Genomic DNA, 17,690 nt, shown 5'->3' with positions numbered 1-17,690 from the left:
TGCTAAAACTATAACTATAAGAGGGGGAATAGAAATGTATCGTAATGTACAAGATTTTTCAAAGGACTGGCATTCATCATCAAAAGGCACGTTAAATGTAATGAAGGCTATTACAGATGATAAAATGGGACAAGCAATTGTTGATGGGCATAATACATTAGGGTGGCTAGCATGGCATTTAGTAAGTGTTGGAGGGGCATTTGGCCACTTTGCAGGTTTACAAATTCCAGCACCTGGTCCAAATATGGAAGCACCAAACAATATGGCTGATATTATTGAAGCATATGAAATGGTAATTGAGGGATATAAAAAAGCTGTCGAAACGATGACGGATGAACAGCTTTTAGAGGAAGTACAAGCTTTCGGCGGAGCAATGCTACGTGGACAGCTATTGCGTACGTTAATCGATCATCAAACACATCACCGTGGACAAATGACGGTGTTACTACGTCAAGCCGGATTATCAGTTCCACCAGTAATGGGGCCAACTGCAGAAATGAATTAAAAATGAAGGAGCTGTCTGAAATGTATTTTTGGACAGCTTTTTCCTTTATGAGATGGAGGATATGCTTGTGCAGCCAACAATTTATTGGACAATGTTCAAATATAACGATACTCAGTTTACACTAGCTACAACAGACGAAGGATTGTGCTTTACAGGTGCACTAAATAAAGATGAATCTGAACTATTAGAATGGGCGAAGAAGTGTTTTAAAGGTAGTGAAGTGATAGAGGATGCAGAAAAAGTAGCACCATATGTACAAATGTTTAATGAGTATTTTGCTGGTGAACGAACACAATTTGATTTACCGATTTATTATCGTGGCACAGCATTTCAAGAAAGGATTTGGCAAGTGTTACAAGACATTCCTTACGGTGAAACATGCTCGTATTCTGATATTGCACAGCGCATCGGCAATCCAAAAGCAGTGCGAGCTGTTGGCGGGGCAATCGGGGCTAATCCTGTCATGATTGTTGTACCTTGTCACAGAGTAATTGGTAAAAACGGCTCTTTAACAGGATTTAGGGGCGGATTAGAGCTGAAAAAATTATTACTAACTATTGAAGGCATTAAATAAGGAAAACTTTTTCATGGCTAAGTTTGCCGAACGGGGGGGCTATAGCCTAGGGGGAGTGCACAATCACCTAACTAAGTAAATCGCACGTAAAAAAATTCATTTCAAACAATTAATGCCCTTTACATAATTGAAATTCAATTGTCCCCCCATTGTATGGCTCTAAATCCAATAGCTTTGACAATCAGTACTACGATGCATGAAGCCGTATTGGATTAAATAGCGACGTACGGTTACGTGATCGTCGAATATTTGCTTTAAAATTTCATTTACTTCTTTTTCCGTATAGTTGCGGTTTGCTTCAAACTTTTTAATCACTTCTTGCAGTATCACAATTTTACGTTTTTCCTTTGTCGGTAATTGTTTCACGCGACCGTCGGAGTCTATAAATGTTGCGAGTACTTTTGCACGTTCTTCTTCGGTAATTGCGTATCGTTCGTCCACCATCGTTGCTCCTTTATGAATTGAAAATGGTTTTGGCTTATCAATGAGCGCCATAATCGCTAAAAATGTTTCTGCTTGTCGTTCCTTTTCGCGTAGCTTAAATCGATGATTGCGAATCGTAGAAGCAGAAATGCCCATTTGTGTGGCAATATCTTTATCTAAAAAATCGCTCGCAAAATAGTGCAGTAATTCTGTTTGATGTTCGGATAGGCCTGTGTAACGTTTATTCAGGGCAAGTAAAGCATCAAGTGGTGAGCCATGTTGGTCATAAACATGCTCGTTCATTGCATGCTCTGCCGTTTGAAAAATCTCGCCAGCCGGATAAATTAGCCCTTCCTCAAAAGTCGTCTCACAATATAAACAGCAAAATTGCTGCTCCCTTTTGTAGTAGCCTTTAATCATATCATCTTTTTTATAATCAAAATCAGTTTTCATGAATTTAGCAAACCTTTCTATGTAATGTTTGTTATAACATAAACTAATTATCTATTTGTTGTCAAATTAATTAAAAAAAGGGTGTGTCGTGATAGCGGCACACCCTTTTTCACTCTACATAAAGTAGTCATATGCATTTTTTGCTAACAAAACAACGGTTACTGTAATAAACAATACACGGACGTACCCGCTACCGCGTTTAATGGCGTATTTTGAACCACAAATCGCACCAAGTATTTGTGCAACCCCCATAATTAAACCGTAAGCGTAATTAATTTGACCAAGCGTCATAAACATTAATAATGCCCCGATATTACTACCAAAATTTAAGAATTTCGCATTGCCAGCAGCCTTTAAAAAATCAAAGCCGATCATTAAAAATGCGAAAATTAAAAATGATCCGGTTCCTGGGCCTAAAAATCCGTCGTAAAAACCAATGGCAAATATGACAAATAAAAAGGCGATAAATTTTCCTTTTGATAGCTTCTTATATGTAGATATAGAACCCCAATCTTTTCTGAAGATTGTATATACCGCAACAGCCGCAAGCATCACAAGCATAAGTGGTTTTAAAATTTCGGGGTTCATTAAATGAACGACCCATGCCCCAATCATCGAACCAATAAATGCAAGAGGAAACCACTTATAAACCGATTTAATGTCAAGTTTCCCTGATCGATAAAAAGTAATTGTACTTGTCATTGAACCCATTGTACCTGCAAGTTTATTCGTTGCGACAGCTGCAGATGGACTTAGCCCAGTAAACATAAGAGCGGGTAACGAAATGAGTCCACCACCACCAACGACGGAATCGATAAAGGCAGCTAAAAAACCAAAGAAAAATAATAGTAGTATAATTGATAAATCTAAATCAAATGGCATATTTGCAACCTTCTTTCTTAATTACAAATGAATCGTAGCGAAAAAATATTGTGATTACAAGGAAATTTTTTGTATTGCTGTTATAGTAAATAGTAGTTTAAATGAAAGAAGTGGATTTATATGGGGAAATACAGAAATTTATTATTCGATTTAGACGATACATTGCTTGATTTTGGTGCTGCAGAGGATTGGGCATTACACCGTTTATTTGAGGAAGAAGGCATTACTTTAACTACTGAAATTGAATCGAAGTATCGTCAAATTAATAGCGATTTGTGGAAGCAGTTTGAAGAAGGAAGCATTACACGGGAAGAATTGATGACGACACGCTTTGCAAAGTTATTTCACGTATACGGCAAAGAAGTTGATGGTGGGCTGTACGATAAAAAGTATCGTGACCACTTAGCGGAAAGTAAAGTTTTTGTAGATGGGGCATGGGAGCTAATTAACAATTTAGCTGATGAATATAACTTATATGTTGTAACAAATGGGGTATCGACAACACAATATAAGCGCCTGAATATAACAGGGCTGGCGCCGTTGTTTAAAGATGTGTTTGTATCCGAGGATACGGGCTATCAAAAACCGATGATAGGTTATTTTGATTATGTGTTCAAACGCATTCCAAACTTTTCTGAAAATGAAACGCTTATAATTGGTGACTCGTTTACGGCCGATATTGTCGGGGGATTAAACGCAGGAATTGATACTTGCTGGTTGAATCGGCATAATAAAGTCAATGTAACTGACGAAAAGCCAACTTATGAAATTCAAAAGTTACAGCAATTATATATGATATTAAAATAATAGATATACTGTCCTATAAGTGAAAGCTTACAGGACAGTTTTTTATTAAGAGGGGCTTTATTAATCTACCATGCGTTTTTTGCATAGAATTACTGCTATTATCCACGCCAAAATTGTCCATATAGTAATAATGATAACAGGTAAAACAAAATCCATTGTAGAAGATGCACCTGCTAATAATAGTAATTGCGAGCTCGGAAGCCATTCTGCAACTTGTAGTACAGGGAAACGGTCAACAAAAACAAGTGCAAGTGGGCCAAACGAAAAGATACCCATTACTGGCAACACTGCGAGCGATGCTTCCATAGTAGACTTTGCAAATAAACCACAAATTGTTCCAAGAGCTGAGTAGAAAAGTAAAGAAATGATCAAGGCAACGGTAAGCATTGGACTAGGTAAATAGTTGAAAAAAAATAGGCTTAATCCAATAATAATCGCAGAAACAACGGAAACTAATGTACTTTTCCCTATTAAGATGTCACCAAGGGATGCAGGCGAAAGTAATAAACTGCGAAGTGTATTTCGTTCTTTTTCTTCTGCAATTAAACAAGCTTGGATAAAGGCTGTAACAATTGCAAATGTCATATTTACTGGTAAGAAAATCATTTGTGTCGTGTCTGAATCAGATTGACTATAAAAGAATGCTAATATTAGTGGCAGAAAGATCATCGATGAAATTGCATAGTTACGGGAAAATTCCTTATAATCCTTCATGAAAATTGCTTGTATACGTGTAATTGAAATATTCATCATACTAAATCACTCCCTGTAATTTGTAAAAATATATCACCTAAAGTTGGTTCGTTAGTGAATAGACGAGCTACTTGATTATTCAACATCCAATTATGTAGCGCCTCTGCATCTTTTGCGCCACTTTCAATTGTATGAACTAAACCTGTTGTCAATTCGACTGTAATTGTTTGCTCACTATATTGTTGTTTTAAGTCACTTGGTGTGCCGATTGCTCGGATCTTGCCACGATTTAAAAATGCAACTCGGTCACAAAGCATTTCTGCCTCTTGCATATCATGCGTTGTTAGAAATATTGTTGTACCAAGGTCATTTAATGCTCGCAGTCCTTTATAAATATGTGCGGTATTCACAGGATCTAGTGCTGAAGTCGGTTCATCTAAAAAAAGTAAATCAGGTTTATGCAATATGGCACGCGCCAATAACACACGCTGCATCATTCCTTTTGATAATTTATTTACTTTCTTATTACGCTCTCCATATAAATTAACAAATTCAAGCGCTTCTTTAATTGCCGAATGAGGTACATCATATAGTTTACAGAAAAGTAGTAAATTTTCTTCTATTGATAAGCGTGTATAAAGACCGCTATTATCTGTTAAAATACCAAATCGTTTGCGATTTGCACTCTGCTGCATAGCGCTAACAGGCATACCGAAAATAGATGCATCTCCGCTATCATGTTGCAATTGTGCAGTTAGTATTTTAATGGTAGTTGTTTTACCAGAGCCACTTGGACCAAGGAATCCAAATATTTCCCCTTTTTTAATGGAAAATGAAACGTCTGTTAGTGCTTCTTCTTGTTGAAATGATTTTTTTAAGTGACTAACGTCAATAACTGTTGTCATAATAAATCTCCCTCCGTATTGGTGATGCTTTTACTTTATCGCTGAAACAGCAATCGTACATTAGATTTACCGTGAGAGGAGGGAGAATTCTGTTTTTAGGAGAAATAACGTGTTGAGTGGAATCGACTATTTCCTGGGAAATTCGCTAAATTCCGATTAATTCCTTTAACATAGCAAGTTTATTTTTTGATAGTGGCACAACGGTTTTTGTTGTTGTATGAATGGATAAGCTATAACTATTTTTCGTCCACGTAATAATTTCCCGTACTTTTTGTAAGTTCACAATATAGGATCTATGACAGCGGAAGAAGCCAAGGGGGACTAATCGGTTTTCAAGCTCTGTTAATGTTAATGTACATGGATACGATTCTCCTGCAACATATACAAATACATCCCCTTCAATACTTTCTATATAATCAACTTCTGGCGGGTTAAATAAAATAATCTTATCATTTTTTTTCGTTGGGATTTTTTCTATCTTTATAGGTGTAAAAGTAGTTGTTTCTGTGTTTAGCTCTTCTTGTTCAGCGATATCTAATGCGTGTAAACCTTGTGTATCAAGTCTGTTTATTTCGTTGCACGAAGTAATCAAATCCTCTAAATTATTAGATAGTAAAACAATCATCTTTTGTGAAAGGCTTCCTAGTAAATTAATTATTATTTGTTTTGTATGGTCCTCTAAGTTTTGTAACGGCTCTTCGATTACGATCAACGAAGCGGGTGTTGCACACACTTTGATGTAATGAAGCAGCTGTTGTTCACTGTTAGAAAGCTTATTTATTTTTAAATGTTTTCGTTCTGTCAAAGATAGTCGCTGTAGCAATTCATCGACAGATTTTGTAGTGCCGTATAATTTTTTATAAAACGTTACAATTTCACTTACTTTTAAACGTTCGTATAATTGATCTTCTTTTAAATGTACATATGCATTTCCGTCCTTTTGTAAAACCGAAAGTAAATAATGCATTTTTGCACGATCCGTATAAATGCCAGTAATATAGTTTTCTTTGAAAGCAATTGAAAGCTTAGGACAAATAATATTACCTGCCTCAATATAAGGCGCAATTTCAATGTCACATGTTGGCATAGACAAAATCCCCTTTTTTATAAACTGTTTCAATTATACAGCAAACGTCTAAAAATGGAATAATATACAAGTTGAGAGTGGCGATGGTATAATTAATTACTATAAGAAACCACCTGAAGTTGTTTTGTTAAAGAAAGACCAATTTAGTTTTCGCATTAGCGGAAGGAGAGGGCGATTATGATGATTGGTGGAATGGACACGTTGATTTTTTCACAAAAGCTTTAGCTGAATATAGTATGCCATTTGATAAAAAATGCTGCTTGTTTGGGAGTGATTCATAGTGCTACATACAAAATAAAAACTTCTATAAAGGGATTTTTATTTTACCCACTACCTTGCATTGAATAGTAGTATAGGATACACTACTAATTAATGAATAGTAGTGGAGGAGGTTTCGCGTTGAATCCACAATTTAAAAAAGGTGTTCTAAATTTATGTGTGCTCGCATTATTAGATAAACGTGATATGTATGGTTATGAATTAGTGCAGGCGATTTCGATGAAAATTGATATTTCAGAAGGGGCTGTTTATCCGTTGCTTCGTAGACTAACTACGGAAGGTTATTTTAAGACGTATATGGTCGAATCAACTGAAGGTCCTGCGAGAAAATATTATCAGCTAACTGATGAGGGGAAGGCTCAATTAGCTGCACAAAGGTTAGAGTGGTACCAGTTTTACAAAGCGGTGAATGACTTAATAGATAAGGGGTAATCGAAATGGGAGAACAGCGGTTTTTAGCAAAGCTTGAACAGGAATTATATAAGTTAAATGAGCATGAACGACAAGATATTATTCGTGATTTTAAAGAGTATTTCGAGAGTGGTCAGGCAGAGGGCAAAACGCCGGATGAAATGATTGCATCGTTAGGTTCACCAAAGGAACTAGCGGAAGAATTACTAAAAGCATATTCCGAAGAGGAATTTGTGCAAACAGCGAGCACTACATTAGAAGAGGCGTTTAGCAAAGTACACATAGATAGTAATACTACAAATGTGCATGTTTTACCATCACCAACTGGTCAGCTATATACAGAAGTAAAGGGGAAAGGTGAACTAGTAGACCCGGCAATCTCAGTCGAGAATGACACTTTAAAAGTGAAGATTGACCGTAAAGCAACGAAAGTTAAATTTTTTGGCCTAAAATTCAATTTGGGGATGTCAAATAATTCAACGGCCATTATATATTTGCCAGAAAAACTATATGAAAAATTAAAAGTTACAAATGGTATAGGAGAAATAAATATTCAAAAGCTACAAGCAAAAGAAATTGTCTGCAAAGCGGATATTGGTAGTGTTCGCTTGGAGCAGGTGCTTGTAAGCAAATTAAATGTCACAACAGATGTGGGACATATTGGTGTGAAGTCAGTGAGCACAACGACAGCAACACTTAAAAGCGATACGGGCAGGGTAAGTGTCGAACAGGCACGTGCAGAAAACTGGCATTTACAATCAGATGTGGGACTCATTGATTTAAAAAATGTAGATGGAGCTATTGACGCTAGCAGTGACGCAGGCAAAATTAGTGTAGAAAACGAGAGCATTAAAAGACCACTAAAATTACAAACAGATGTTGGTAAAATTTTAGTAAAAGTAGTGAATCGTTTAGAAAATACAACGGTTTATGCAAAAACGGATATAGGGAAAGTTTCGATTTTTGGCGAACGCGGCAAACGCTTTGTTTACGGAACAGGAGAGAATAGCATCGATTTGCGAACAGATATTGGCAATATTACGCTTGAACAAATATAATCAATAAGCCCTATATAATAAAAAAGTCTTATTGCATCTTAGCCAAATGGTTCATAGTCAAGAACTAGTAATTTTGATAAAATGGGAAAATAAAGACACTTTTGTTAGGGGTGGACACGATGACATTTTGGCTAATTTTAATAGGTATTGTATTAATCGGCGTTACAGCTGTTGCAATTTATAAATATGATGATTCAGAATTTAGTAAAGTAACAGATTATTCGTTTTTGGATATGTGGACAAATAAAAAGGTGCACGCTGCTTATAAGCTAATGACGACACTTGATCATGTGAAGGGCGAACATAAGGTTTTGCTGGATTTACAAGTACCGAATCGCAATAGTTCGGAATTTATCGATGCGTTGTTAATTCATGAATCAGGCCTATTTATTATCAATGTTGAGTATAAAAAGGGCTGGATTTCGGGACGTGAACAAGATGTCGAATGGACGCAGCTTTTGCATAATGATAAGCGTGAATTTTTCCGAAATCCAATTCATAATGGGCAACGTAGTATGTATGCATTACGTGAACAACTGCCGGAAATTTCAGCGGACGCGTATAAAACATTAGTATTGTTTACGGATGTTTGCTCATTCCAAAAGATTGAATTACATTCAAAGCAAGTGGACGTAATAAAAACTAAAGACTTAAAAAGATGGTTAACGAATATAGATACAAATATTTTATCACCAACAGAAATTCAAACGATTTATGATACGCTAAAAGGTATGTCTAAATTGAAAAAGCATAATCAAAAATCGGTAACAACACAACCGACAACGAATTAAAAACTCCTGAAAGTAGCAAAGTAACTACTTTCAGGAGTTTTTTATACTAGGATACTATATTAAGAAAATGTTCCACGTGAAAAAATTAATAAAAATGGCAGGAAATTATTTGCTTGTCATTTTGTTTTCTCCATTCCTACTAAGTTAGGAAATCTATCAATAGGTTCAGAAAATACTTTCTTAAGTGGCACCTTTCATGAAGTGCCCATATTTCTGCGCTAGCTCGAATTCTTTATCGATAAAATTCTGCAACATTGTATATGAAATTCAAAATTCCCCCAATGAAGCAGGAAAAAACTAGCTATTTATCGAATATAAACATATGTAACAAGAAATAGATCACTAATTAGGAGGATTCAATTTATGAGACTTCAAGACAAAGTGGCTGTCGTTACAGGTGCAGCTTCAGGTATGGGAAAAGCGATTGCGATTCTTTATGCAAAAGAAGGAGCGAAAGTAGTAGTATCCGATTTAACTTTAGAAGGTGCTGGTGCAACTGTTGCTGAAATTACAGCAATTGGTGGTACGGCAACAGCTGTAGTAGCAGATGTTTCACAAGAGGCTGATGTGCATAAATTAATTAAAGCTGCTTTAAATAGCTACGGGACTCTTGATATTTTAGTTAATAATGCAGGTGTTATGGATAACTTCGCTGGTATTGGCGACGTGACAGATGAGCTTTGGGATAAAGTATTCGCTGTCAATGTAACGGGTGTGATGCGCACGACAAGACAAGCAATGCCGACTTTTTTAGAAAAAGGGGCGGGTGTTATTGTTAACATCGCTTCAGTAGGTGGTTTATACGGTTCACGTGCTGGTGCAGCATATACGGCTTCTAAGCATGCGGTTGTCGGGTTAACGAAAAATACAGCATTCCAATATGCGAAGCTAGGTATTCGTTGCAACGGTATTGCACCAGGTGGAGTTAATACAAACATAGGGGCTTCATTTAAAGAGCCGAATGAAGCAGGGATGGCACATGCGATGGCAGGTGCTAACTTTAATCCGCGTAATGGTGATCCCGAAGAAATTGCAAATATTGCGTTATTTTTAGCGTCAGATGAAGCTAGTTTTGTCAATGGAACAATCATAACTGCAGATGCAGGATGGACTGCTTATTAAAATAATATATCCTTCTACTTAGCGTACAGTTGAGTAGAAGGTTTTTTTACGATGATGAAAGATTAATATTTTCGAGTTAAAATTCTGTCTAGTCATTCGAGTTCTACTAACCCCTAATACTACACTACTGATGGAAGTTTAGTTTTATTTTGTTATGATTGAAAAAAGGTGTAGTTAAAGGAGAAAAACATGGGACAATTATCAAAACGTGAAGCAAGCATTCACTATTTTCAACAATATAAAGAAATCTTTGCTTGTCCTATTTGTAAAAAGGATATGGAAGTAAGTGAAGCAGGAAAAATGTTTTGCGCCAATAATCATTCATTTGATGTGGCGAAGCAAGGCTATATTAATTTAATGACAAAACCTGTTGCTACAATGTATAGCAAAGAATTATTCGAATCACGCCAGCAAATTATTGTAAGTGGTTTATACGATCAAGTACAACAGGAGATTGCCAAGTTGCTAAGTGGCCAGCAAATCATTTTAGATACAGGATGCGGGGAAGGGTCACATTTAGTACGTATTTGTGAGCAGTTGGATGGAGCAATAGGTGTCGGTATAGATATTTCGAAAGAGGGTATTATCGCGGCTGCGAAATATTACGGGGAGAAAATTTGGTGTGTAGGCGATTTAGCGAATAGCCCGTATAAAGCTGACACATTCACTACGATATTAAATTTCCTTTCACCCGCTAATTACGAGGAGTTCAAAAGACTACTTGCGCCTGGTGGTAAAGTTATCAAGGTCGTCCCGCAATCTAGTTATTTAAAAGAGCTTCGAGCGCAAGCTTTTGCTGATTCGGAAAAAGAAAGTTATTCCAATGCACAAACTGTGGAACGCTTTAAAGAGAGCTTTAACAAGGTAGAAGTAAAGCGTGTCACGTATACGGTGCCACTTGCAGTAAATCTAGTGCCAAAGCTTTTAGAAATGACGCCAATGGGCTGGCATATTGAAAATCCTGATGCCATTCAGCTAAAGGCTATTACGATTGATGTAGACATTCTAATAGGGGAGATGTAAAACATGAAAAACATTTTAGTATTAGGTGGAACACGTTTTTTTGGACGTAAATTAGTAGAGCTATTAATTGACCAAGGGCATAATGTAACAATTGCGACGAGAGGTCAATCAGCGAATCCATTCGGAGACAAGGTGGAGCATGTGACACTAGACCGTGCAAAAAAAGAACAGCTGGAGGAGTTAATGGATAACCGTACATTTGATCTTGTGTACGATAATATTTGCTACTCACCGAATGAGGCAAAAGCATTTTGTGATGTCTTTAACGGTAAAATTGGCAAGTTAGTGTTTACTTCTACATTATCAACTTATGAACCGAATGGTGTAGCGAAAATTGAAGCTGATTTTGATCCTTACAGTTACGACATTCGTATGGGAGATACAACAGATTTCACATACAGTGAAGGTAAGCGCCAAGCAGAAGCAGTATTTTATAAATATGCACAATTCCCTGTTGTAGCGGTGCGCTTCCCGATTGTAATGGGGGAAGATGATTATACTGAGCGTCTGCATTTTCATGTGAAGCGTGTGGCACAAGGTGAGGCGATTGGTTTTCTCAACATGGATGCCGAAATGTCATTTATTCAGGCGACAGAAGCTGCGAGATTTCTAGCTTGGGCGGGCGAAGCGAATATTGAAGGACCATATAATGCGACAGCGACAGGCACGATTTCATTGCGAGCGTTAATGGACTTAGTAGAGGAAGCTACAGGGAAACATGCGAAAATATCGCTCGTTGGTAATGACGACATTCGCTCACCGTACGCTATTCCCGCTTCATGGTATATGAATAACGACAAAGCTACAGAAGCAGGCTTCGATTTTACAGATCTTACTAGCTGGTTAGCCAATTTAGTACGAAACATTGCAAAACAATACGCATGATTGAAAACGCTATATGTTTTCGATTAGAATAGACGTATCAAATAAATAAGGTAGGAAACGAATGTGTATAAAATAGCAGCGAATGTTGCGAAGTTCATTTTAGGGGTGAACGGCGCAACAGCAAAAATTTACGGAGAAGAAAACTTGCCAAAAGAGGGCGGTTTTGTTATAGCTTGTACGCATAATGGATATATCGATATTATAAATTTAGGTATATCTGTTTATCCGCGAGAAATTCATTTCATGGCAAAGAAACAGCTATTCGAAGTAAAAGGCTTAGGGTGGTTAATTAATAAATTAAACGCATTCCCAGTCGATCGTGATAATCCGGGACCGAGCGTTATTAAAATTCCACGTCAACTAATTAAAGAAGGGAAAATTGTTGGTATTTTCCCAAGTGGTACGCGTTCAGCAGAGAGTTCTGATTTAAAGCAAGGGGCAATTACAATTGCGCAATTATCGAAGGCACAAATTGTGCCGGCTGCTTATATCGGACCACGTAATATTGGCGAAGTGTTTAAACGTCAAAAAGGTTACTTAGTTTATGGCAAGCCGTTTTCTGTAGAAGGTGGCAAAGAAGCGCGCGATGAGGCAACGCATTTCTTAGAACAGGAGCTAAGCCGTTTAACGGAGGAGCTAAAATCGAAGGCATAGGAGGTAGCTATGATTCGTGTATTATTCGTTTGCTTAGGTAATATTTGCCGCTCACCGATGGCAGAGGCGGTGATGCGTGATTTAGTGGAAAAGAGGGGCTTAAGTGCAGAAATTAAAGTTGATTCTGCAGCAACAAGCTCATGGCATATCGGGGAACCACCGCATAAGGGCACTATGGCAAAGCTGAAGGAATATAATATTTCAATTTCTGGGATGAAAGCTCGCCAGCTTACGGTGGCTGATTTTGAAGCTTTTGGTTATATTATTGGAATGGATGCGAGTAATGTCCGAAATACTCGAGATATGCTGGGGCAACCCGATCATCCAAAGATTTTCCGCTTTTTAGATTTAACGCCACATGAAAAAGACGTACCAGATCCTTGGTATACAGATGATTTTCAAGAAACGTATGACCTTGTAGTAGAAGGCTGTGAGGCATTGTTAGAGAAAATTTTAAATAAGTGAAGTTTTAAAATACTCATAGATGCAACGAGTTTTGTCTTTCTTTCTTCTTTTTATTTATGAGAAAATTAGTGTATAATACTACAGTAATTCACTTATATAAGAAGAGATATTCTCTTAATGAAATAAAACGATATTGAAAGAGAGTGGGACTATGGGTCGTAAATGGAATAATATCAAAGATAAAAAGGCTTCTAAAGATGCAAACACTAGTCGTATTTATGCGAAATTTGGTCGTGAAATATATGTAGCAGCAAAATCAGGTGAACCAGATCCAGAAGCTAACCGTGCATTAAAAACAGTTTTAGAGCGCGCTAAAACGTATTCAGTACCGAAGCACATTATCGAAAAAGCAATCGATAAAGCGAAAGGCGGCGGCGAAGAAAACTTCGATGAATTACGTTATGAAGGTTTCGGTGTAGCAGGGACAATGGTTATCGTGGAAGCATTAACAAATAACGTAAACCGTACAGCGTCGGATGTGCGAGCGGCATTTGGTAAAAATGGCGGGAACATGGGCGTTAGCGGATCGGTTGCGTATATGTTTGATGCAACTGCTGTTTTCGGTATTGAAGGTAAAACTGCTGATGACGTGTTAGAAATTTTAATGGAAGCAGATATAGATGCGCGAGACATTTTAGAAGAAGAAGAAACAGTAATCATCTATGCAGAGCCAGACCAATTCCACGCCACGCAGGAAGCTTTGAAAGCAGCTGGTATAGAAGAATTCACTGTTGCAGAATTAACGATGTTACCACAAACAGAAGTAGCAATTTCAGGCGATGATGCTGCGAAATTTGAGAAAATGATAGATGCATTAGAGGATTTAGAAGACGTACAACGTGTTTACCATAATGCTGACATAAGCGAATAATAGAGGATATGTACTAAAAATCCGCCACTTAAACGATTAAAATTATAAATAAAAAACGTAGTATCCGTAAATGGATGCTACGTTTTTTATGTATTTTAGAGAAAGATCGGCACAATTAGAGAAGGTGTGACATTTTTCATTGTTTAATTTTCGGTTTATGCAATAATGTAGTTGATAGAAATTTCTAAATATATGAAAAGTGGTGATTGAGCTATGAAAATTTTACAAACCATACAAGGAAAACTATTAATATTCTCGTTCTTAATATTTTTAGTGCCTAGCTTAATTATTAGTTTTGTGAGTTATATACAAGCAAAAAATGGACTAGATGAATTAGGCGAAACAATAATAAAAAATAGTGTAGAAACATCGTTACAGTTAATTGAGTCAGTTAATAAGGAAGTTGAAAGTGGTACGATTACATTAGAAGAAGGAAAAGAACGTGTTAAAACGCAGCTTGTTGGGGCGATGAATGAAGAAGGAAAGCGCCCATTGTCATACCCTGCTAGCTTAGGTGCAAACGGCTACATATACATTTTAGATCATGATGGTACATTACTCGGGCACCCAACGCGCGAAGGTGATAATTTATGGAATGATCAAGATGAATCGGGACAATATTTTATTCGAGAAGTAAAAAACGAGGCATTAGCTGGTGGTGGCTTTACATATTATGACTTTGAACTCCCTGGACAAACCGTTGTTGCACCAAAGTTAATATACTCAAAATTAGACCCAAACTGGAACTGGATTATTGCTTCCGGCACATATCTTCAAGACTTTAATGCACCAGCATATGCCCTCTTAAAAGTAATTGGTATTACACTAGCTATTGCTGCAATAATAGGTGGGCTAATCGCAACGTTATTCTCACGTCACTTTGCGGTTCCACTACAGCATTTATCAAAACGTGTTGGCCAAGTTGCTAAAGGAAATTTAACAGTTGAAATTAGCGAGCTTGATAGAAAAGATGAGATTGGTTTATTAAGCAATGGCTTTAATAATATGGTTCTCCAGTTAAAGGCGCTCATTACAGATGTAGAAAAAACGATAACAGAAATCCAATCGACATCGACCAATTTAACGGCTGTTGCCGAGGAAACGACAGCGTTTGGTGAAGATATCGTCAATGTGATGACAGAAGTTGCAAAAGGCGCTACACACCAAGCGTCAGATGCGGAAGAGACGAATCGTTCTACTTTAGAGTTCGCCAAGGAAATTGAAGTATTACATGATAAAAATAAATCGATGCTATTATCATCGCGCCAAATGCGTGAGTCAAATGCACAGGGGTTAGAAAACTTAACAAATTTAAAAGTGAGATCAGAAGAATCGAATGCACTCATTACAAAAGTACAAACGGTATTTGAAAGCCTTATTCAAAAAGTACGCGAAATTGAAGGAATCGTCGGTACGATTAATGAAATTTCAGATCAGACGAACTTGCTGGCTCTTAATGCCTCTATTGAAGCGGCAAGAGCAGGCGAGCATGGAAAAGGCTTTGCAGTTGTAGCAGAGGAAGTACGTAAGCTTGCTGACCAAACTAGCCAAGCAACGGATTTGGTACACAATACATTACGTGGCATTGAAGTGGAAACGAATTTAGTAACTACGGAAATGTCGAAAACATATGCAATTGTACAAAATCAACATGAGTCTGTAACGATGACACAAAATTCATTTAAAGAAATTGAAGCAGCAGTGGAAAATATTATTCATTCGATTGAAGAAGTATCAGCAAGTGTGGGTCAATTGAACTCGTCTAAAAATACAATGCTAACATCAATTGAAAGCATTGCATCAATTAGTGAGAAAAATGCCGCAATGACAGAAGAAGTGACTGCTTCTGTAGATGAACAGCAACGTGCAATCCAACTTGTAACGAATTCTTCAAATGAGTTAACGAATGAAATTGCCGAACTGCAAGAATCGATTAATAAATTTTCAATTCATTAAATATAGAATAGTTGCAAAATAGCTTTCTATAATAAATAATAAGTATAGAAATTTCGAAATCCGAAAAAAAGAAAGTAGGTTTCATATGACGACTTTTAAAGACTATGAATACAAGCGTCCGAACTTGGACGAAATGAAAGCAGCAGTACGTGCCTTAATTGAGGAATTTAAAACAGCAAAATCAGTGGTAGAACAAAGCGAAATAATCGAAAAAATTAATGTGTACCGCAATAATTTTTCAACACAGGCAAACTTAGTTTATGTTCGTGCATCTATTGATACAAAAGATGAATTTTACCAAGCTGAGCGTGATTACTTAGATGAAGTATCACCGCAAGCAGAAGAGATCATTTTTGAATATTATCAAGAGCTTGTGAAATCACCATATCGTGCACAGCTTGAAGAAAAATGGGGCTCGCAATTATTTGCATTAGCAGAAAACCAAATTAAAGGCTTCTCACCTGAAGTAATTGAACTAATGCAAAAAGAAAATAAGCTAGTATCCGAATATAGCAAGCTAGTAGCATCAGCTCAAATTGAATTTGATGGTAAGACATTAACACTTGCACAGCTTGGTCCATACGGCGAGTCTACTGACCGTTCTGTACGTAAAGCAGCACGTGATGCGAGCTTCAATTTCTATGCAGAAAATGGCGAGAAATTTGATTCTCTTTATGATGAGTTAGTAAAGCTTCGCCATGAAATTGCGACAACATTAGGCTATAAAAACTATGTTGAGCTCGGTTATGTGAATATGAACCGAATTGATTATAATGCAGAAATGGTTGCTAAATTCCGTAACCAAGTACGTGATTTCATCGTACCAGTAGCGACGAAATTATATGAACGCCAAGCAAAACGCATTGGTGTAGAAGACTTAAAGTATTATGATGAAGGCTTGAAATTCTTATCTGGAAATGCAACACCACAAGGTTCGCCGGAATGGATTGTAGAAAATGGTAAGAAAATGTATGAGGAATTATCACAAGAAACAGGCGAATTTTTCAACTTTATGATCGAACGTGAGTTAATGGATTTAGTAGCGAAAACAGGGAAAGAGAGTGGCGGTTACTGCACATTTATTGATGATTACGATTCACCGTTTATTTTCTCAAACTTTAATGGCACATCAGGCGATATTGATGTATTAACGCACGAAGCAGGGCATGCCTTCCAAGTATACTCTAGCCGTAATATTGGTATTCCTGAATATTTATGGCCAACATATGAATCGTGTGAAATTCATTCAATGAGTATGGAGTTCTTTACATGGCCTTGGATGGAATTATTCTTTAAAGAACAAACAGAAAAATATAAATTTGCACACTTAGGTAATGCGTTATTGTTCTTGCCTTATGGCGTAGCTGTAGATGAATTCCAACACGTTGTATATGAAAATCCTGAGATGACACCGGCTGAACGCAAAGCCGCTTGGAAAGAAATTGAAGCTAAATATTTACCTCACCGTGATTTTGACGGTAATGAATATTTAGAGAGCGGTGGCTTCTGGCAACGCCAAACGCATATTTATGCGAGTCCATTCTATTATATCGATTATACATTAGCGCAAATTTGTGCTTTCCAATTCTGGAAACGATCTCGCGAAGATTTTGATTCAGCGTGGAAAGATTATGTACACCTTTGTGGACTAGGTGGTTCGCAATCATTTACAAACCTAGTACGTGAAGCGGGCTTAATATCGCCATTTGAAGATGGTTGTGTAGAGTCGGTAATTGGTACAATTGAAGACTACTTAAACTCAGTGGACGATACAAAATTATAATTTCTAAAAAAAGTTTCAAAAGTGCAATTTTGTACTTTTGAAACTCTTTTTATTTCCCTATAC

General features: G+C 37.0%; 19 protein-coding genes. 14 read left to right on the top strand and 5 right to left on the bottom strand.

What is annotated here, in order from left to right; all coding sequences use genetic code 11:
• The first annotated feature begins 34 nt into the window (after positions 1-34).
• Positions 35-505, top strand: a complete 471-nt coding sequence (locus AAFN87_RS16380) for a DinB family protein (protein WP_347792138.1) — start codon at positions 35-37, stop codon at positions 503-505.
• Positions 506-566: 61 nt separating this feature from the next.
• Positions 567-1,079 carry a methylated-DNA--[protein]-cysteine S-methyltransferase gene (locus AAFN87_RS16375; RefSeq protein WP_347792137.1) on the top strand — a complete coding sequence of 171 codons (513 nt, stop codon included), beginning with the start codon at positions 567-569 and terminating at the stop codon, positions 1,077-1,079.
• Positions 1,080-1,238: 159 nt separating this feature from the next.
• Here the strand turns inward: AAFN87_RS16375 and AAFN87_RS16370 are convergent, their stop codons facing one another.
• Positions 1,239-1,955: a DUF2087 domain-containing protein gene (locus AAFN87_RS16370; protein ID WP_347792136.1), complete on the bottom strand. Its 717-nt coding sequence runs from the start codon at positions 1,953-1,955 to the stop codon at positions 1,239-1,241.
• 114 nt (positions 1,956-2,069) lie between these two features.
• A complete protein-coding gene (locus AAFN87_RS16365) occupies positions 2,070-2,837 on the bottom strand; it encodes a TSUP family transporter (RefSeq protein ID WP_347792135.1) in 768 nt (255 codons plus the stop codon).
• 120 nt (positions 2,838-2,957) lie between these two features.
• Between AAFN87_RS16365 and AAFN87_RS16360 the strand changes: the two genes are divergently transcribed.
• Positions 2,958-3,644: a YjjG family noncanonical pyrimidine nucleotidase gene (locus AAFN87_RS16360; RefSeq protein ID WP_347792134.1), complete on the top strand. Its 687-nt coding sequence runs from the start codon at positions 2,958-2,960 to the stop codon at positions 3,642-3,644.
• Between the two features lie 60 nt (positions 3,645-3,704).
• Here AAFN87_RS16360 and AAFN87_RS16355 read toward each other — a convergent pair whose 3' ends face one another.
• The 3 genes from AAFN87_RS16355 to AAFN87_RS16345 all read right to left on the bottom strand — a co-directional run bounded on the left by AAFN87_RS16355 (position 3,705) and on the right by AAFN87_RS16345 (position 6,329).
• Positions 3,705-4,397 carry an ABC transporter permease gene (locus AAFN87_RS16355; RefSeq protein WP_347792133.1) on the bottom strand — a complete coding sequence of 231 codons (693 nt, stop codon included), beginning with the start codon at positions 4,395-4,397 and terminating at the stop codon, positions 3,705-3,707.
• The gene (locus AAFN87_RS16350; protein WP_347792132.1) at positions 4,394-5,242 is read right to left on the bottom strand and encodes an ABC transporter ATP-binding protein; all 849 of its coding nucleotides are present in this window, start codon (positions 5,240-5,242) and stop codon (positions 4,394-4,396) included. Before AAFN87_RS16350 ends, AAFN87_RS16355 begins: the two co-directional genes overlap by 4 nt.
• A 145-nt stretch (positions 5,243-5,387) precedes the next feature.
• Positions 5,388-6,329 carry a LytTR family transcriptional regulator DNA-binding domain-containing protein gene (locus tag AAFN87_RS16345; RefSeq protein WP_347792131.1) on the bottom strand — a complete coding sequence of 314 codons (942 nt, stop codon included), beginning with the start codon at positions 6,327-6,329 and terminating at the stop codon, positions 5,388-5,390.
• Positions 6,330-6,728: 399 nt separating this feature from the next.
• Between AAFN87_RS16345 and AAFN87_RS16340 the strand changes: the two genes are divergently transcribed.
• The 11 genes from AAFN87_RS16340 (at position 6,729) to AAFN87_RS16290 (ending at position 17,627) form a co-directional block, all read left to right on the top strand.
• Positions 6,729-7,040, top strand: a complete 312-nt coding sequence (locus AAFN87_RS16340; protein ID WP_347792130.1) for a PadR family transcriptional regulator — start codon at positions 6,729-6,731, stop codon at positions 7,038-7,040.
• A gap of 5 nt (positions 7,041-7,045) precedes the next feature.
• The gene (locus AAFN87_RS16335; protein ID WP_347792129.1) at positions 7,046-8,077 is read left to right on the top strand and encodes a DUF4097 family beta strand repeat-containing protein; all 1,032 of its coding nucleotides are present in this window, start codon (positions 7,046-7,048) and stop codon (positions 8,075-8,077) included.
• 119 nt (positions 8,078-8,196) lie between these two features.
• Positions 8,197-8,868: a nuclease-related domain-containing protein gene (locus tag AAFN87_RS16330; protein ID WP_347792128.1), complete on the top strand. Its 672-nt coding sequence runs from the start codon at positions 8,197-8,199 to the stop codon at positions 8,866-8,868.
• A 363-nt stretch (positions 8,869-9,231) separates the two neighbouring features.
• A complete protein-coding gene (locus AAFN87_RS16325; protein ID WP_347792127.1) occupies positions 9,232-9,990 on the top strand; it encodes an SDR family oxidoreductase in 759 nt (252 codons plus the stop codon).
• 189 nt (positions 9,991-10,179) lie between these two features.
• Positions 10,180-11,013, top strand: coding sequence for a putative RNA methyltransferase (locus AAFN87_RS16320; RefSeq protein WP_347792126.1), 834 nt, complete (start codon positions 10,180-10,182; stop codon positions 11,011-11,013).
• Between the two features lie 3 nt (positions 11,014-11,016).
• Positions 11,017-11,898: an NAD-dependent epimerase/dehydratase family protein gene (locus AAFN87_RS16315; RefSeq protein ID WP_347792125.1), complete on the top strand. Its 882-nt coding sequence runs from the start codon at positions 11,017-11,019 to the stop codon at positions 11,896-11,898.
• 63 nt (positions 11,899-11,961) lie between these two features.
• Entirely contained in the window at positions 11,962-12,552 is a 591-nt protein-coding gene (locus tag AAFN87_RS16310) for a lysophospholipid acyltransferase family protein (RefSeq protein WP_347792124.1), read from the top strand.
• Positions 12,553-12,561: 9 nt separating this feature from the next.
• Positions 12,562-13,017 (top strand): low molecular weight protein-tyrosine-phosphatase, encoded by a 456-nt coding sequence (locus tag AAFN87_RS16305; RefSeq protein ID WP_347792123.1) that lies wholly within the window; start codon positions 12,562-12,564, stop codon positions 13,015-13,017.
• 151 nt (positions 13,018-13,168) lie between these two features.
• Complete coding sequence (locus tag AAFN87_RS16300) at positions 13,169-13,888, top strand: YebC/PmpR family DNA-binding transcriptional regulator (protein WP_347792122.1); 720 nt, start codon at positions 13,169-13,171, stop codon at positions 13,886-13,888.
• 213 nt (positions 13,889-14,101) lie between these two features.
• A complete protein-coding gene (locus AAFN87_RS16295; protein WP_347792121.1) occupies positions 14,102-15,844 on the top strand; it encodes a methyl-accepting chemotaxis protein in 1,743 nt (580 codons plus the stop codon).
• An 85-nt stretch (positions 15,845-15,929) separates the two neighbouring features.
• Positions 15,930-17,627 (top strand): M3 family oligoendopeptidase, encoded by a 1,698-nt coding sequence (locus tag AAFN87_RS16290; RefSeq protein WP_347792120.1) that lies wholly within the window; start codon positions 15,930-15,932, stop codon positions 17,625-17,627.
• The last annotated feature ends 63 nt before the right edge of the window (positions 17,628-17,690 follow it).

It is taken from the genome of Solibacillus sp. CAU 1738 (assembly GCF_039888725.1).
Classification (GTDB): Bacteria; Bacillota; Bacilli; order Bacillales_A; family Planococcaceae; genus Metasolibacillus.
The sequence above is the reverse complement of the archived record's forward strand: the minus strand, read 5'-3'. Positions and strand labels throughout refer to the sequence as shown.

Bases quoted from the DNA above. Each gene is read 5' to 3' on its own strand.
- AAFN87_RS16380 (WP_347792138.1), top strand. From the start codon at position 35: ATGTATCGTAATGTACAAGATTTTTCAAAGGACTGGCATTCATCATCA.
- AAFN87_RS16375 (WP_347792137.1), top strand. From the start codon at position 567: ATGCTTGTGCAGCCAACAATTTATTGGACAATGTTCAAATATAACGAT.
- AAFN87_RS16370 (WP_347792136.1), bottom strand. From the start codon at position 1,955: ATGAAAACTGATTTTGATTATAAAAAAGATGATATGATTAAAGGCTAC.
- AAFN87_RS16365 (WP_347792135.1), bottom strand. From the start codon at position 2,837: ATGCCATTTGATTTAGATTTATCAATTATACTACTATTATTTTTCTTT.
- AAFN87_RS16360 (WP_347792134.1), top strand. From the start codon at position 2,958: ATGGGGAAATACAGAAATTTATTATTCGATTTAGACGATACATTGCTT.
- AAFN87_RS16355 (WP_347792133.1), bottom strand. From the start codon at position 4,397: ATGATGAATATTTCAATTACACGTATACAAGCAATTTTCATGAAGGAT.
- AAFN87_RS16350 (WP_347792132.1), bottom strand. From the start codon at position 5,242: ATGACAACAGTTATTGACGTTAGTCACTTAAAAAAATCATTTCAACAA.
- AAFN87_RS16345 (WP_347792131.1), bottom strand. From the start codon at position 6,329: ATGCCAACATGTGACATTGAAATTGCGCCTTATATTGAGGCAGGTAAT.
- AAFN87_RS16335 (WP_347792129.1), top strand. From the start codon at position 7,046: ATGGGAGAACAGCGGTTTTTAGCAAAGCTTGAACAGGAATTATATAAG.
- AAFN87_RS16330 (WP_347792128.1), top strand. From the start codon at position 8,197: ATGACATTTTGGCTAATTTTAATAGGTATTGTATTAATCGGCGTTACA.
- AAFN87_RS16325 (WP_347792127.1), top strand. From the start codon at position 9,232: ATGAGACTTCAAGACAAAGTGGCTGTCGTTACAGGTGCAGCTTCAGGT.
- AAFN87_RS16320 (WP_347792126.1), top strand. From the start codon at position 10,180: ATGGGACAATTATCAAAACGTGAAGCAAGCATTCACTATTTTCAACAA.
- AAFN87_RS16315 (WP_347792125.1), top strand. From the start codon at position 11,017: ATGAAAAACATTTTAGTATTAGGTGGAACACGTTTTTTTGGACGTAAA.
- AAFN87_RS16305 (WP_347792123.1), top strand. From the start codon at position 12,562: ATGATTCGTGTATTATTCGTTTGCTTAGGTAATATTTGCCGCTCACCG.
- AAFN87_RS16300 (WP_347792122.1), top strand. From the start codon at position 13,169: ATGGGTCGTAAATGGAATAATATCAAAGATAAAAAGGCTTCTAAAGAT.
- AAFN87_RS16295 (WP_347792121.1), top strand. From the start codon at position 14,102: ATGAAAATTTTACAAACCATACAAGGAAAACTATTAATATTCTCGTTC.
- AAFN87_RS16290 (WP_347792120.1), top strand. From the start codon at position 15,930: ATGACGACTTTTAAAGACTATGAATACAAGCGTCCGAACTTGGACGAA.